At 50.6% G+C, this 15,809-nt stretch carries 16 protein-coding genes; 7 read left to right on the forward strand and 9 right to left on the reverse strand.

The annotated features are described in order from the left end of the window. Nucleotides 1-12: 12 nt before the first annotated feature. From fdxB to nifE, 7 genes are read right to left on the reverse strand one after another with little or no spacing between them, the layout of a single operon-like run. Nucleotides 13-294: a ferredoxin III, nif-specific gene (gene fdxB / locus DFK18_RS11400; RefSeq protein ID WP_114418389.1), complete on the reverse strand. Its 282-nt coding sequence runs from the start codon at nt 292-294 to the stop codon at nt 13-15. Continuing rightward, entirely contained in the window at nt 294-506 is a 213-nt protein-coding gene (locus tag DFK18_RS11405; protein ID WP_114418390.1) for a CCE_0567 family metalloprotein, read from the reverse strand. The genes fdxB and DFK18_RS11405 overlap by 1 nt, the downstream gene beginning before the upstream one ends. A gap of 44 nt (nt 507-550) precedes the next feature. Beyond that, nucleotides 551-1,012, reverse strand: coding sequence for a NifX-associated nitrogen fixation protein (locus DFK18_RS11410; protein WP_114418391.1), 462 nt, complete (start codon nt 1,010-1,012; stop codon nt 551-553). Then, nucleotides 999-1,421: a SoxR reducing system RseC family protein gene (locus DFK18_RS11415; RefSeq protein ID WP_114418392.1), complete on the reverse strand. Its 423-nt coding sequence runs from the start codon at nt 1,419-1,421 to the stop codon at nt 999-1,001. Before DFK18_RS11415 ends, DFK18_RS11410 begins: the two co-directional genes overlap by 14 nt. Further along, on the reverse strand, nt 1,418-1,915 hold the full coding sequence (gene nifX, locus DFK18_RS11420; protein ID WP_114418393.1) for a nitrogen fixation protein NifX: 498 nt from the start codon (nt 1,913-1,915) through the stop codon (nt 1,418-1,420). The genes DFK18_RS11415 and nifX overlap by 4 nt, the downstream gene beginning before the upstream one ends. Continuing rightward, nucleotides 1,893-3,284 (reverse strand): nitrogenase iron-molybdenum cofactor biosynthesis protein NifN, encoded by a 1,392-nt coding sequence (gene nifN / locus DFK18_RS11425; RefSeq protein ID WP_114418394.1) that lies wholly within the window; start codon nt 3,282-3,284, stop codon nt 1,893-1,895. The genes nifX and nifN overlap by 23 nt, the downstream gene beginning before the upstream one ends. A 1-nt stretch (nt 3,285) precedes the next feature. After that, nucleotides 3,286-4,674 carry a nitrogenase iron-molybdenum cofactor biosynthesis protein NifE gene (gene nifE, locus DFK18_RS11430; RefSeq protein WP_114418395.1) on the reverse strand — a complete coding sequence of 463 codons (1,389 nt, stop codon included), beginning with the start codon at nt 4,672-4,674 and terminating at the stop codon, nt 3,286-3,288. A 460-nt stretch (nt 4,675-5,134) separates the two neighbouring features. Between nifE and DFK18_RS11435 the strand changes: the two genes are divergently transcribed. Genes DFK18_RS11435 through DFK18_RS11465 form a run of 7 tightly spaced genes read left to right on the forward strand, consistent with a single transcriptional unit; the run spans nt 5,135 to nt 14,966 of the window. Continuing rightward, nucleotides 5,135-5,767 carry a restriction endonuclease subunit S gene (locus DFK18_RS11435; protein ID WP_114418396.1) on the forward strand — a complete coding sequence of 211 codons (633 nt, stop codon included), beginning with the start codon at nt 5,135-5,137 and terminating at the stop codon, nt 5,765-5,767. Continuing rightward, complete coding sequence (locus DFK18_RS11440) at nt 5,768-7,294, forward strand: type I restriction-modification system subunit M (protein WP_114418397.1); 1,527 nt, start codon at nt 5,768-5,770, stop codon at nt 7,292-7,294. Further along, nucleotides 7,284-8,480, forward strand: a complete 1,197-nt coding sequence (locus DFK18_RS11445; RefSeq protein WP_114418398.1) for a restriction endonuclease subunit S — start codon at nt 7,284-7,286, stop codon at nt 8,478-8,480. The genes DFK18_RS11440 and DFK18_RS11445 overlap by 11 nt, the downstream gene beginning before the upstream one ends. A gap of 14 nt (nt 8,481-8,494) precedes the next feature. Further along, complete coding sequence (locus DFK18_RS11450) at nt 8,495-9,829, forward strand: anti-phage deoxyguanosine triphosphatase (RefSeq protein ID WP_114418399.1); 1,335 nt, start codon at nt 8,495-8,497, stop codon at nt 9,827-9,829. 9 nt (nt 9,830-9,838) lie between these two features. Next, nucleotides 9,839-10,843, forward strand: coding sequence for a RhuM family protein (gene rhuM, locus DFK18_RS11455; protein ID WP_114418400.1), 1,005 nt, complete (start codon nt 9,839-9,841; stop codon nt 10,841-10,843). After that, nucleotides 10,840-14,184, forward strand: coding sequence for a type I restriction endonuclease subunit R (locus tag DFK18_RS11460; RefSeq protein ID WP_114418401.1), 3,345 nt, complete (start codon nt 10,840-10,842; stop codon nt 14,182-14,184). Before rhuM ends, DFK18_RS11460 begins: the two co-directional genes overlap by 4 nt. Before the next feature lie 29 nt (nt 14,185-14,213). Continuing rightward, nucleotides 14,214-14,966 carry a M48 family metallopeptidase gene (locus DFK18_RS11465; protein ID WP_114418402.1) on the forward strand — a complete coding sequence of 251 codons (753 nt, stop codon included), beginning with the start codon at nt 14,214-14,216 and terminating at the stop codon, nt 14,964-14,966. A 6-nt stretch (nt 14,967-14,972) separates the two neighbouring features. Here DFK18_RS11465 and DFK18_RS11470 read toward each other — a convergent pair whose 3' ends face one another. Together DFK18_RS11470 and DFK18_RS11475 are read right to left on the reverse strand one after the other, a co-directional pair. Further along, nucleotides 14,973-15,539 carry a nitrogen fixation protein NifQ gene (locus DFK18_RS11470; protein WP_114418403.1) on the reverse strand — a complete coding sequence of 189 codons (567 nt, stop codon included), beginning with the start codon at nt 15,537-15,539 and terminating at the stop codon, nt 14,973-14,975. A 12-nt stretch (nt 15,540-15,551) separates the two neighbouring features. Next, a complete protein-coding gene (locus DFK18_RS11475; protein WP_114418404.1) occupies nt 15,552-15,803 on the reverse strand; it encodes a 4Fe-4S binding protein in 252 nt (83 codons plus the stop codon). Nucleotides 15,804-15,809: the final 6 nt, after the last annotated feature.

The following is a 15,809-nucleotide window of genomic DNA, read 5'->3' on the forward strand; positions in this document are numbered from 1 at the left end:
CACTTTTTGACATCAGGCTGCGGCCATGGGCTCATGGGTATGGCAATTCTTGGGGCATACCCGAGCACAGGAGCTGCAGCCAATGCAGTCATTTGCATCGGCAATGACCATGACGCTCATTACATCATCACAATCATCATCGTCATCCGGTTCTCTTTCTTCCAGATCAAATACATTGCGTGGACACACCTTGAAGCAACGGCCACAGCCGATGCAGGTCTCGTCGTCCAGCGCAGTAACAAAAGTTGGTGTCCACTCATCCCCACCACGGGTCAAACCAGTAATATTACTCATCAGGCTTCCTCCTGGGCTTTTTCCAGTTCTTGCCGGGAAGTATCCCAGGCTTTACAGGCTGCATAGGTTTTCTCTGCAATTTCCGGAAGTTGCTGATAAGCACCGGGCAGAGCATCTTCGACCAGATCGTGCAATTCCATGGCGGCTTCACTGGCACGGCGCTTGGCTTTACGCACTTCCTTTTCGAGTTTTTTCAACTCTTCAGGCGTCATGGTTTTCTCCTCATCATCATCAAATCTTTGAGCCGGCGGGTCCCTCAGGCCGCAGCAGCATCAGGATAGCTTTCCACCAACTTAAGGGCGTTATTGACCAGCTTGTCTGCGTCTTCGCACATTTTTTCCAGGCTGGGAAAACCGAAGCGGTGAACATCTCTCAGGGAACGATCCAGAACCATCAGTTTGCCGACACTGATAATCACGCGACCGAAGCCTTCATGGGTAATATTGAACATGGGCGCAGCCATCTTGCCGCAGCCAGCCTCGATGCGCATGGCAATGGCACTGTAGTAGGCCTTAAGGCGTGCGATCAGCTCTTCATCCGGATCACCGATCACCGGCATTTCCCGACGCTGCTCCTTGGTCACCACGTAAGGCTCAAGAATTTCAGCCTTGCCCAAATCCTCATTCACGCCGTAGCTATCAAACGCACGGGTCTGGCGAACCATTTCCGGAATAAAAGGGTGATCAGGCAAACTGACCGCTTCACTATTTGGGCTCATGAATCATCTCCGTTGTTAAGGGATAAAAATAGACCTTGGGAGGACGCTTGCGAGTGATCCAGCTGCTGGATAAAACCCCCAGAGCCAAACCGGCTACACCACCCAGGGCGGTTGCCAGGTCTCCCCAGGGTGAAGCCACCAGAGCCAGAACCACCAAAAACAGGCAGGGCAGAAAATAGGCCAGAAGGGTCAGCCGTAGCAGTTCTTCCTCGGCCAGTTCCACTTGTAGCTGTTGCCCTTCAAAATAGTCCTCGGCGATCTCGGTACTGGGAAAGTCCATCAGCATGGAGCGTTTACTCCCGCCACAAACCTTTTTTACACCGCAGCTTTTACAGCTGGTCTGGCAGTTGGCCTGGACAGCCAGCTTGCCGTTGGAATCACGGATTACTTCAGCTTGAGTCGGAATCATGATTGCCACTCCTCTTCCTGCCAGCCTTCGCTGGCCATGGCTGCAAAACGTTCTTCGGCAGCAGGGCGTTCCAGTTGACGCAAGGAGCGCTCCAGCCACACCGGGGGCTGGTCTTCCCAAACCGACTGCAAGTCCTTGAGCAGTGCTTCTATGTCCTCATGCGAGTCCACTTTCAAAGGTTGTATATTGGCGGCCAGCAGCTGACGAATGGCTGAAGCCCCTACCGCGTTACAATAGACGGCAGCGCAGCCATCCAGCAGGCGAATCTTGGCGGTCAGCTTGTCTTCCTGACCGTCCTGTAGCGTGGCATCACCGGAAAACTCCACCACCTCGACCAAATGAAAGCCTTTAGCACCCAGTTCATAAATTACGAAGGCCTGGGCCGCGCCAAAATGTTGATTGACGGTTTTTCTGTCGCTACTGGCAAAAGCAATCTTCAGCGAAGACTCCGGCTCTGCCGATGACTGGCTACTAACCAACTTTAAGTGCCGCATGGGAAGCCTCGCTCATCGAATCTGCCGTTGAATAGATAGAAACCCGGGCGGGAATTTCGTGCTTGTGGCCTTCGGACAGCATTGCATTGGCCAATTGAATCAGGGTATTGCGACTGCCTTGATAACCGATCCAAAGCTGATGTTGGGCACCCAGACGGTCGTAGATGGGCCAGCCACAGCGAATCAGGGGAATATCCAGCCGCTCGGCTGTCTGCTCGGCATGGGAGTTACTGATCAACACCTGCGCCTTGGCTTCAGCCGCTTTCTTCTCCAAATCTTCCAGATCACCGATGATCACCTGATCGGTTGCAACCTCTTCAAGCAATTCGGATTTGTGAGGGCTGACTGCGGCCACGACTTCACTACCGATTTCCTTAAGCAGCTGGCTCAGGGAGTACAAGAGATCCGGATCGGCGGCTAGGGCAAAACGCGCCATCCCCAGCATGAAGTGACTGTCCAGTTGGGCATCCTGAAGTTGACTACGCTGACGCTCCAGGCGTGCAGGTACCGGCTTGCCGGTCAATTGATGCAGAGCCAGAACCAGCTTATCGGTGGCGGCAACACCCATGAGGCTGTCCAGACGCAAATCCTGCACCCCGGTTTTTTGTTTCAGCAGATCCGCCGCCTTGAAGAGGGAGTGACCAATCACCAGGGTATGGGCAGCCTGTCCCAGTTGAGCAAAAGAGCTCACCGGCGTTCCCCCGGTAGTGACTGCTACAAAATCCTCTTCCATCAGGTGGCCATCGAGAGAATCCCCGACATCCGGCAGGAAAACAGGCTCAAGACCAAAACTTTCCAGTAAATCGCGCAGGTATTCCAGATCCGCTGAGGTCAACATGGAGGGGGCCAGCACATTGATCTGTTCCGGCTTCTGCCCGACTCGGCTCAGGTCTTCGGGCACCAGATATTCAATCATGGCTTCCAGGGTGCGGGCATAGCCCGTTTCCATACCCCCGACATAATCCGGAGCTTCCACCGGTACCAGCGGCGTCTTTTCTTCTGGATTTTGCTGATAGAAGCGTCGAACCAGACCGCGAACATCACTGCCCTGGGTTTCAGACAAACCGGTTGTGGGGATACCGATCAACGCCGGTTGGCGTTTTTCAATCACGGTTTTGATGCCCTGGAATACATTGTCATCCGCCCCCATGACCGTACTGGTCTGGTCCATGGCCGTGGTTTGCAGGGGAATGGGCTCACGAAAGTGGCGAACAAAGAAAACCTTGGCAAAGGCACTGCAACCCTGGGAGCCATGTAGCATGGGGACACAGCCTTCGATGCCCAGCAAAGCCAGAATGGCGCCCACCGGCTGACTCACCTTCAGGGGATTCACCGCCATGGGCTTGTTGCTCTTGATTACTTCAGCCATCTTACACCTCCCCTGCACTTTGCCAGGGAGCAGGCTGACGCAACTCCTCCCAGATGGGTGATTCCAGGGTCAGACACAGCTGTCTGGCCAGTTCCAGCATGCCGTCATAGCCGGCATAGCCGAATTCGCGTTCCTGGTTGATATCCAAAAAGGGAATTCTGGCCTTAAGGGCGGTGTACATGTTGCGCCCCCCGGCAAGCAGCAGATCAGCCTGGTATTCTTCGATCGTATCCAGCAGGGCTCTGGGGCTGCCTTCGTTCAGCATCTTGGCATCTTCACCCATGATTTCGCGGATGCGAGCCTTGTCCTCTTCGGTGGATTTTTTGGTGCCGGTGGCGACCACGGTCATGCCCAAATCCTGCAGCGCGGAAACAATCGACCAGGATTTCACCCCACCGGTGTAAAGCAGAACCCGTTTACCCCGCAGTCTTTGCCGCCAGGGTTCCAGCAGCTCGTTGATACGTGCTTCTTCACGGGCAATCACTTCTTCAGTGCGCAGCGTCAGGCTGGAATCCTTAAGCAGAAGAGCAAAACTGCGCAAGGCATCGGAGGTATCCTGAACCCCGTAAAAACTACCCTCGAACCAGGGAATCCCGTAGGTTTCCTGCATCTTGCGAGCCACATTCAGCATGGCCTTGGCGCAGACCACCATGTTGGCTTCGGCCCGGTGCATGGTTTGCACCTGATGAAAACGGGCATCGCCGGACAGGGTGCAGAGAATTCTCAGGCCCAGCTCATCCAACAGCGGCAAGACCTGCCAGAATTCACCGGCGATGTTGTATTCACCGATCAGGTTAATATCGTGAACCTGGATTCCGGGGCGCTGTTGGGAAGCAGGCACGGGTTCAGGCTCTGCAGTGCCGATGACATACTTGAACATGGCTTCGCCAGCCAGGCGATTACCCAGATTTTTGGTACCGTAAAAACCCGCTGCATCCACGGGCACCACCGGCAGACCAAAGTGCTCACTGGCCGCCTTACACACGGCTTCAAAGTCATCCCCGATCAGGGCAGGTACACAGGTGTTGTAAACAAAAACTGCGGCTGGTGAGTAATTTTTGATGGCCTGATCAATACTGTGAAAAAGGCGTTTTTCACCCCGCCCCATGATCACATCCTGCTCACTCAGGTCGGTGGTCATACCGATCCGGTAAAGGTGGGGACCGGATGAGCGCGTCCCCCGGTTATCCCAGGAACTGCCTGCACAGGCAATGGAGCCGTGCACCAGGTGAGCCACATCGGCAATGGGAAGAAGGGCGATCTGGGCACCATCAAAAGCACAACCGCCGTCAGAAGCACCGGGTTTGGCCGGGGCACAGCCGCTCTTGGCCTTGGTGTTATGGCTGCAAGCCGGCTCATCCATCAGCACAGCTAGATCTTTTGCTTGCATGGGCTTCCCCTTAATTTCACCTGGATGAATTGCTTGTCGTTTTTTCGACTTACTGATTATTAACGCAAGCCCTGTGCCATGAATAAAAAAGCCGCAAAATTAGTTTAACCAACTGTTTTTAAAGGATTATGTTTAATAATGGCGGTCTGCTAGGAGCTGGAGAGGTTGTTGCTCAAACACAAAAAGGCGGGATTGTTCGACACCTGACAAAAGGCCAATATGGCATTGCATTGAAGCTCTCCTTACCTGATAAAAGTAGAAGCTCTACTGCAAATAAAAGCTTGACATTGATCTACCAAGACTCCAAACTTAGCAATCATTAAGCACCTACTGCAAAATAAATTGGCAGATAGAAGCACCAACGATCTTAATGCGACCAGACAAAGAACACCCTCAGACAAAAAGGAAAAACCAGCATGAGCAATCTCGCAAACCATCACCTCACCATCTTGTGAAAAACATGACAGCGACCAGCATAATTAAAACCCTGGGTGAGTTAGCCACTATTCGGACCGGCTTCACCTTCCGTGGCAAGGTGACCGAGCTGAGCGAAGGCGGTAATGCCCATATCGCTCAAATTAAAGATGCACGCAGTACCTGGGAGGCAACCAACAGGTCAGCACTGGATGCAGATCAGTTACCCAGGATTCAGTGGGATGGCAAGGATAAAGCCCTTGTCAGTGCTGGCTCCGTCATTTTGCCAGCCAGAGGCTCTAAAGGTGGGTATTTTCGGGCATCATATATCACCAGAAATAAGGATGATGCCCTCCCTATTGTGGTCAGCAGTCAGTTTTTAATCATTACACCTAATGATGCTGTATTACCTGAATTTCTCTGCTGGTCTCTGAACCAACCGGCACTGCAATACTGGCTGGCGGAAGGGGCTGGCAGCCAAGGCAGTAGCATTGTGATGCTGACCGCCAAGATGGCAAAAGAGTTAACACTGGATATCCCCAGTCTGGAAACGCAACAGAAAATCCTGCATATCAACCAGTTGTGGGAGCAGGAACAGGAGCTGACACAGGCTCTGCTAAAAAATCGTGAAACCCAAATGCAAGGCATGTTTCAGCAACTGCTTAAGGAATCGAAATAGATGAGTACCGATAAGATCAATCAAGACAACATCAACAAAGCCCTCTGGAACGCTTGCGACACCTTCCGGGGCACTATCAGCGCGGATACCTACAAAGACTTTATCCTGACCATGCTGTTTCTGAAGTACATCTCAGACGTTTGGCAGGATCACTACGATGGCTACAAAGCGGAATACGGTGATGAGCCGGAGCTGATCGAAGAGATGATGAAGAACGAGCGTTTTGTTCTGCCATCTTCTGCCAGCTTTTACAGCCTTTACGAAAAGCGCCACGAGCCAGGTAACGGTGAGCGTATCGATCAGGCGCTACACGCTATTGAAGAGGCCAACGGCACCAAGCTGAAAGACGCCGGTAAAAGTGTGTTTCAGGATATCTCTTTCAACACCGACAAGCTGGGTGAAGAGAAGCAGAAAAACACCATTCTGCGTCACCTGCTGGAAGACTTTGCCAAAGAGGATCTTAACCTGAAGCCCAGCCGTGTGGGCACGCTGGATGTGATCGGTAACGCCTACGAATATCTGATCAAAAATTTCGCTGCCAGTGGTGGCCAGAAGGCTGGTGAGTTCTACACCCCGCCAGAGGTTTCGGATCTGATTGCCGAACTGCTTGATCCGCAACCGGGCGATGATATCTGTGACCCGGCCTGTGGTTCTGCCTCTTTGCTGATGAAGTGCGGCAGCAAGGTTCGTAAGAAACACGACAGCAAGGAATACGCCCTGTACGGTCAGGAAGCGATTGGCTCTACCTGGTCGCTGGCAAAAATGAATATGTTTCTGCACGGCGAAGACAATCACAAAATTGAGTGGGGTGACACCATCCGCAACCCCAAGTTGCTGGATCAGAACGGCAACCTCAAACTGTTTGATATTGTGACCGCCAACCCACCATTCTCGCTGGATAAATGGGGTCATGACGAAGCCGCAAACGACCCGTTCAGCCGCTTCCGTCGTGGTGTGCCGCCAAAAACCAAAGGTGACTACGCCTTTATCCTGCACATGATTGAAACCTTGAAGCCAACCACAGGCCGCATGGGTGTGGTTGTGCCCCATGGTGTCCTCTTCCGTGGCTCATCTGAGGGCAAAATCCGTAAACAGCTGATTGATGAAAACCTGCTGGATGCGGTGATCGGCCTGCCGGAAAAACTCTTTTACGGCACCGGTATTCCCGCTGCGATTCTAGTCTTCAAAAAGCAAAAGACCAAAGAGGAAGTCCTCTTTATTGACGCCTCCCGTGAGTTTAAAGCCGGTAAAAACCAGAACCTGCTGACCGAAGCCAATATCAGCAAAATTGTGGACACCTTCCGCAGTTGTGAAAACGTCGATAAGTACGCTTATGTAGCCACCCTCGACGAGATTAAAGAGAACGACTACAACCTGAATATCCCCCGTTACGTGGATACCTTCGAGGAAGAAGAAGAGATCGACCTGATGGCCGTACGCGCCGAACGTGAAAAGCTGAAAGCTCAGCTGAACGAACTGGAAGGTGAGATGGATAAGTACCTGAAGGAGCTGGGTTATGGTGCCTGAGGGGTGGGAAAAATACCTTGTTGGGAAAATATGTAAGTCGATTGTTCCCGGGCGTAATAAACCCAATGTCTTTGATGGCGATATTCCATGGGTGACTACTCCTGAAATAAAGGGACGCTACGTACCATCTATCCGTCAAGTTAACTATGTCTCCGAGGTAGTCTTAAAAGAGGCGGGAGGAAAAGTCGTGCCAGCGGGAGCAGTTATAATGGCTGCTGTCGGAGAGCTAGGGCTTGTGGCTTTGGCAAGTCAGCCCGTTGTGCTCAATCAGCAGCTACATGCTTTTGTTTGCTCCGATCATGTCTACAACGAGTATTTGGCATATTGGTTAGAAACTCAAAAGCCTTATATGGAAAGTATTGCTTCTAAGACGACCATTCCATATTTAAATAAGACGAACTGTGAAAGCATTCCAGTACTTACCCCCCCTATCCCTGAACAAAAGAAAATCGCCAAAATCCTCTCCACTTGGGATAAGGCCATTACCACCACTGAGCAGCTGCTTGCGAACAGTCAGCAGCAGAAAAAAGCCCTGATGCAGCAACTTCTGACGGGTAAGAAGCGCCTGCTGGATGAGAATGGAGAGAGGTTTCAGGGGGAGTGGAAGAAGGTAAGGCTGGGGACTGTGGCAGATATGAATAGCGGGGGCACACCAAAATCCAATATCGAAGAGTATTACGGAGGAAATATTCCGTGGGTATCTATCGCTGACATGACCAAGCAAGGTAAGTGGATTGCTTCAACCGAAAAATACCTTACCGAACTTGGCTTGGAAAATTCATCCGCCCGTATTTATCCGAAAAACAGTGTTCTTTATGCGATGTACGCATCGATTGGGGAATGTAGCATAGCGGAAGTGCCATTAAGTTCTTCACAAGCAATTTTAGGTATTAGACCTAAGTCTGGGCTTAACTTTGAATTTTTGTATTTCTTTTTAACCTCTTTGAAAGAAAGAATAAAACTTCAAGGCCAGCAAGGAACTCAATCAAACCTAAATGCAGGAATGGTTAAAGGCTTTCATCTTTACCTACCCAATATGGAAGAACAGAAAAAAATTGCTGCCGTTCTCTCCTCTGCCGATCAGGAAATCACTAACCTGCAACAGCGGCTAGAGCACCTGAAGCAAGAGAAAAAAGCCCTGATGCAGCAATTGTTGGCAGGTAAACGCCGGGTTCAAGTTAATTAAACAAGGAGGTCATTATGAATATGTCTATTTGGGAAGAACGACGCTTTAAAGAAGATGCTAAAACTAATGAAGTGCGTAGCCCGTGGGAGCGGGACTATGCTCGGCTTGTCCACTCCGCTGCATTTCGTCGCTTGCAATCCAAGACTCAGGTTTTAGGACTTGGTGAAAGTGACTTTTATCGGACCCGATTAACACACTCGTTAGAGGTCGCGCAAATCGGTGTTGGTATTGTGCGCTGGCTTGCTGCCAAACATAAAGATTGCACTGAAATTGTTGATGCCTTACCACCTTCTGCTCTGATGAACTCGATTTGCTTCGCCCACGATATTGGCCACCCACCGTTTGGCCATGGTGGTGAAGTTGCACTCAATCTCTGCATGCGTGGCCATGGTGGTTTTGAGGGTAACGGTCAGACACTGCGTATTCTCTCTAAGCTGGATAAATACACTGCACAGCATGGCATGAATCCAACCCGCCGGTTATTACTTGGGGTTCTGAAGTACCCAGTTGCTTATGGCGATGCGGTCAATGCTGAAGCTTACGGTAATACGCCTGAAAAGATTTGGTTGAGTAAAGCAGGTGAGCAGCACCCTCCGAAATGTTATTTGGATGATGAGCGCGACGTTGTTAAGTGGGTTTTTGAGGGACTGGAAGAAGCTGAAAGAATAGGTTTTGCAAAACTGAAATGTGATAAAAAAACTGCCCATCTTAAGGCTGCATACCATGCTTTTGATACGTCTATTTTGGAGCTTGCGGACGATATCTCGTACAGCTTGCACGACCTGGAAGATGCTATCGCTGTGGGCATGATACGTCGAAAGGACTGGGATAAGCATTTTGCTTCAGATGAGCATAAGAAACTGTTTATCGCCTGCGAATTAGATGCAGAATCTGTTGGTACAAAACTGTTTTCAGATGCCAGTCACGAACGTAAAGAAATGATCGGTCAACTGGTACACAAGTGTATCACCAGCACCTATGTTGATGAGTCAGGAATACCCAATGCGGTCTCACCTTTGCTCAAATGGAATGCGAAGATGGATGCGGTGACTGAAGAGTTACGAAAGCATATTTTTGCACTTGTAAAAGCAAAAGCAATTAAAAGCACTGGTGTGCAGCAATTGGAGTTTAAGGGGCAGAAACTGGTTGTGGAGCTGTTCGAAGCACTGGCCTCTGATCCTGAGCGCCTGCTACCGGAATCTACGTTAGCACGTTATACGCAAGCTGCTAACGAGAGCAAAATGCGTGTGATTTGTGATTATGTTTCCGGTATGACCGATGAATACGCCACCCGCATGTACGAGAAGATTTATGCCCCTCATAAGGGATCAATTTTCGACCGGTTGTGAGAATAAGCAATGGATAACAACCTGATTCTGTACACCACTGACGACGGTAAAGCTCAGCTGGTTTTACGTGAGCTGGGTGGGCAAGTTTGGCTGACACAGCTGGAAATGGCAGAGCTTTATCAGACCAGTAAACAGAATATCAGTAAGCATGTAAAAGCCGTATTGTCAGATGGTGAGCTGGCTGAAGGGGCAGTTGTAAACCAAAAGTTTACAACTGCCGATGATGGCAAAGAATACCTGACGAAGCTTTACGCCCTGCCAATGATTATTGCCGTGGGCTACCGTGTTCGTTCGAGCCGGGGTACTCAGTTCCGCCAGTGGGCAACGCGAACCTTGGGTGATTTTCTCACCAAAGGCTTTGCCATGGATGACGAGCGCCTGAAAGATCCCAAATGGGACTATTTTGATGAACTGCTGGAACGTATCCGCGATATACGTTCCTCAGAAAAGCGTTTTTACCAGAAAGTCCGGGATCTTTTGGCACTATCAGAAGATTACAGAGCCAATGAAAAAGAGACCGGACAGCTTTTTGCTGAAGTGCAGAACAAATTATTCTTCGCTGTAACCGGACATACAGCAGCGGAACTGATTGTGCAGCGAGCAGACTCTAGCCAGCCCAATATGAATCTGTACAGTTTTTCCGGCCAGAGAGTACGTAAAGCAGATGTTGTTGTCGCTAAGAACTATCTGAAAGCAGATGAGCTCGAGCACTTGAACCGTTTGGTCAATATGTTTTTCGAGTTTGCTGATTTTCGGGCGAAGAACCGTCAGCACCTTAGGCTTGCGGTTTGGCGAAAATACGTGGATAGCTTTATGGAGTTTAACGAACAACCCTTGCTCAATAATGCAGGCCGGATTAGCAGAGCCCAGATGGAGCAGGTTGTTTATCAGCGATACAGCGAGTTTGATCAGCAACGAAAACTGTCAGAGGCAGAAGCGGAAGATAAAAATGAACTGGTAGAGCTGGAAAAGCTGCAGGCCCGACTGCAAGAGCGACGTAAGGATAAGGAATGACCACTCTAACTGCCCCTAAATTCCAGGAAGAATACAGCGCTAAACTGCCTGCTTTAGCGTTACTGACCAACCTTGGCTGGTCTTTTTTGCCACCGGATCAGGCATTAACCGCCCGTGGCGGCAAGTTCGATCAGGTGGTACTGCGGGAGATCCTTCAGGCAGAGCTGCAAAAGCGCCGTTTTACCTACGCCGGTCAGCAATATCCTTTATCCCAGAAATCCATCGACAACCTGATTGCTGAGATCTGCAGCCCTGCACTGAACAAAGGTCTGCTAAGCGCCAACGAAAAGATCTATAACCATCTGCTTTACGGTATCTCGGTAACAGAGTTCGTAGACGGCAAAAAGGTCAGTCCGACCATCGCTTTGATTGACTGGCAAAACATCACGAATAACAGCTTCACCTTTACCGAAGAGTTTACCGTTAGTCGCTCCGGTGGAGTGGGTTCTTCCCATCAGGATAAGCGCCGCCCGGATATCGCCTGTTTTGTGAACGGTATTCCGCTGGTGGTGATTGAGGCTAAGCGTCCAGATGGTAATAAGGGGCCAACGGTTGGTGAGGGTATCTCCCAATGTCTGCGCAACCAGCGCCCGGATGAGATCCCTCATCTGTTTGCCTACAGCCAGCTGCTGCTGTCGATTAACGGTTATGACGGTCGTTATGGCACCTGTGCAACTCCGGATAAGTTCTGGGCGACCTGGCGTGAAGAAGAGCTGACAGATACCGATAAGCTGGCGATCAAAAACACCAGACTCAGCTCAGCTCAGCTGGATAACCTGTTCAGCCACCGTAAACCGGCAGACCGGGATTGGTATGAAAGCCTGATAGCAGCTGGGGAACTGTCAGTTTCCGGGCAGGATGAATTGCTGATCAGCCTGTTAAGCCCTGAACGCCTGTTCGAGATGGTGCGCTACTTCACACTGTTTGATAAGAAAAACGGCAAAATTGTTGCCCGTTATCAGCAGGTTTTCGGTATTAAAGCCCTGATCGACCGTATCAAAATGCGTAAACCTAAGGGTGGTCGTGAAGGCGGTGTTATCTGGCATACCACAGGCTCGGGCAAGTCGCTGACCATGGTGTTTTTAAGTAAAACACTGATCCTGCACGACGACCTGAAACAGTGCCGTATTGTGGTGATTACTGACCGGGTAGATCTGGAAACCCAACTAAGCGCGACCTTTACCTCGGGCGGTGAGCTGGCCAGTAAAAAAGACAAAAGTGCTGCCATGGCAACCTCTGGCCGTCGCCTGGCGGAGCAGATTGTCAAGGGTAACGAGCGCATTATCTTCTCGCTGATCCAGAAGTTTAATACCGCGACCAAGCTGCCGGAATGCCGCAATGACAGCTCCGATATTATCGTTCTGGTGGATGAGGGGCACCGCAGTCAGGATGGTGAAAATAATATCCAGATGCGTCAGGCGTTGCCCAATGCGGCCTTTATTGCTTTCACCGGTACTCCTCTTTTGAAAGAAGATAAAACCGAGAACAAGTTCGGCAAGATCATTCATGCCTATACCATGCAGCGGGCGGTTGAAGATAAAACCGTCACTCCTCTGCTGTATGAAGAGCGGATTCCCGATCTGGATGTTAACGAGCGGGCTATAGATGCCGGTTTTAACCGCATCACGACCAGTCTGACAGAAGAACAGAAGGCGGATCTTAAACGTAAGTACGCCAAGAAAGGCGAGCTTTATCAGGCCAATGACCGTATCCAGCTGATTGCCGGTGATATCGCAAGCCACTTTGTCGATAACCTGGATGATGACCTGAATGGCCAGCTGGCCTGTGACAGTAAATCCTCTGCGGTTAAGTACAAAAAGTATCTGGACGAGGCGTTGTCCCTGCTGCCGGCAAGCAGCCGTTTTGAATCCACCATTATTATGAGCCCACCGGATACCCGCGAGGGTAACAGCTCCATTGATGAATCAGCACTTCCGGAAGTCACCCGTTGGTGGAAGGAAAACGTCGGCTCTGAAGATGAGAAGGTTTATACCCGTCGCATGTTGGAGCGTTTTGCCGATGACAAAGATCCACTGCGTATGCTGATTGTGGTGGATAAACTACTCACCGGGTTTGATGAGCCCAAGAATGCGGTGCTCTATATCGATAAACCGTTAAAAAGCCACAACCTGATTCAGGCGATTGCCCGTGTGAACCGACTGCATCCGAAAAAAGAGTTTGGTTATTTAATCGACTACCGGGGCATTCTGGCTGAACTGGATACCACCATCGGCAAATATCAGGATCTTGCTTCCCGTACCCAGGGTGGCTATGACATCGATGATATTAAAGGTCTGTACGACCAGATGAGCACGGAATATAAGCGTCTGCCTCAACTGTATAAAACCTTGTGGGCTATTTTTGATGGCGTAAAAAACAAGCAGGATATTGAGCAGCTGCGTCAGGTGTTGGTGCCGAAAATAGAAGAACGCGGCGGTGATGCTACTGCGGGGATTCCCGGAGAGCTGGTGGATACCCATCTTAAAAAACGGGAAGACTTCTACGAGGCCCTGACCAACTTTGCCAGTTGCCTGAAAGTTGCTTTGCAATCGACCACCTTCTTTGAAGACAAGAGTTTCACCCCTGAAGACCGTCAGCACTACAAAGAAACCGTTAAAGAGATGTCCAATCTGCGCCGTCTGGTAAAACAGGATACCGGTGAACAGGTGGATTACGATGCTTATGCCGCGCAGGTGAAAAAACTGTTGGATAAGCATGTGGTGGGTGTTGATATTCGGGAGTCCGAGGGGGCTTACGAAGTTGGCAAAATGGGTCAGTCTCAGGAGCCGGAAAGCTGGTCTGAGGAAAAGACCCGTAACGAGACAGATATTATCAAAACCCGTGTCACGCGTATGATTGAGCAGGAGATGCAGGATGATCCTTATGCTCAGGAGGCCTTCTCAAAACTGCTGCGTCAGGCGATTGAAGAGGCAGAAAAACTGTTTGACCATCCGTTAAAGCAGTACCTGTTGTTTCAGGAGTTCGCTGAACAGGCGGAACAACGCAGGTTGTCTGAAATACCGGATGCCTTTCAGAACAATCGTCATGCCCAGGCTTATTTCGGTGTTTTCAAAAAGGTACTGCCGGAAGTTTTCTCTATTACTGATCAGCAGGTGCAGGACAAGTGGGTGGCTCTGGCATTTGAGATTGATGCTCATGTGTCCCAGTCTGTTGCTGAGAACTCCATCAACCCAGATAACATCGAAGCGGATATCCGCAAAAAGTTACTGCCTCTGATGTTCAAAGAAACCAAAGCAGTGGGTGCGGGAATGGATCAGGCAAAGAAACTGGTCGAAATGATTGTACAGATCACCCGTGTTGGACTTAACCATGCTCGCTGAGCTCATTTGTTGCGGTAACCAAAAATAGAATGAGTGTTCCTATCTATCCGGAAGGCCGGTCACTGAGTTTTTACTATGGCGATGAGCGTATCTCTTTTTTGCGCGAGAAACGCCCGAAAGCTACCGGCAAGGTTCAGATCAAAGTCCATCCGGATTGCCGGGTCGTTGTGGCGGCGCCGGAATCTGCTGAAGATACTTCTGTACTGCAGGCGGTGAGAAAACGCGCCCGCTGGATTTATGAGCAACTGCGGGACTTCCGCCTGCAGCTGGAACACATCACCCCGCGTCAGTACATCAGCGGTGAAAGCCATTATTATCTGGGTAAGCAGTACCTGCTGAAAGTGATCGAGACGACAGACCAGCCTCAGGGCGTGAAGCTGCTGCGAGGCAAACTGGAAGTAACAGTACGCCAGAAAAGTCCACAGAAGGTGCAACAGCTACTGAACGACTGGTACAAGGCTCGTGCCAAAGAGCTCTTTGCCAAACGCCTGAATGACCTGTTGGAACAGACGCTATGGGTCACTGGTAAGCCACCAATCCGTATCCTAACGATGAAAACCCAGTGGGGCAGCTGTTCTCCTAACGGGCGCATTACTCTGAATCCCCATTTGGTAAAAGCCCCGCGCGAATGCATTGATTACGTGATTCTGCATGAGCTTTGCCATATTGCAGAGCATAACCACAGTGAGCGTTTTTACCGGCTGATGCATCAAGTAATACCCGATTGGGAGCCAATTAAAGAGCGGCTGGATGGAATGGCTAGCTATCTACTGCTGACCTAAAGTAAATCACTCAGGGCCAAAACAATCTTCGTACTCGTTGCAATCCTGACAAGAGGGTGAACGGCAGAGAGTGACACCGGTATCCAGGCACAGCTGGCGATAGAGAAATTTCTTCCACTTCATTTCCAGATGGTTTTTGCGCGCCAGTCCGGGAAAGTTATAACGGATCAGGGCCTGGAGATCATCACGGCTCCAAAGCCCCAGGTCATACCAGAGGTGCTCACTGCCTGCACAACCCTGGGCCAGGATCTTGGCCAGCCAGATCTCGCTCTCATCCCTGGCTGCCCGGTAGTTGAGCAGCAGGCGGATCAGGCCTTCGGATTCGGGAATATCCGCTACTGGCGCTGCTTCGGCGTGGTTATCCGGCAACTGGCTGGAACCGGGAAAGTACTGCTGCATCAAGCGGGTAAACTCTTCGTAGGGCAACCCCAGGGTACCGCTGAGTACTGAATGGCCCGCCACCTGGGCGGCCAGCATTCTCGCCAGATAGATGGAATTGATTTCACCATCGGACAGTCCTACCCAATAGCTATAAAGCGACTGTATCCGGGGTGGCTGGACCTGAGCATTCATTGTTCCTCTCCTTCACGCAGCAACCAACGGGATGATTCCTGTCAGGGAACCCGGAGGATTCACCGCCTCACCCAGCTCATCCAGAATTGCCCCTTCCACAGGGCAAATACTGGTGCATTGGGGATCAGCAAAAGCCTCGGCACATTCAGTGCACAACAGCGGGTCAATGTTGAACTGGTTGACATCCGCACTGATGGCATCATTAGGGCAGACCATTTCACAGGCGGTGCAGTTCACACATTTATCAACGATTTGGTAAGCCATAAGAAT

The sequence above is a fragment of the Marinospirillum perlucidum genome (genome assembly GCF_003336805.1).
Classification (GTDB): Bacteria; Pseudomonadota; Gammaproteobacteria; order Pseudomonadales; family Halomonadaceae; genus Marinospirillum; species Marinospirillum perlucidum.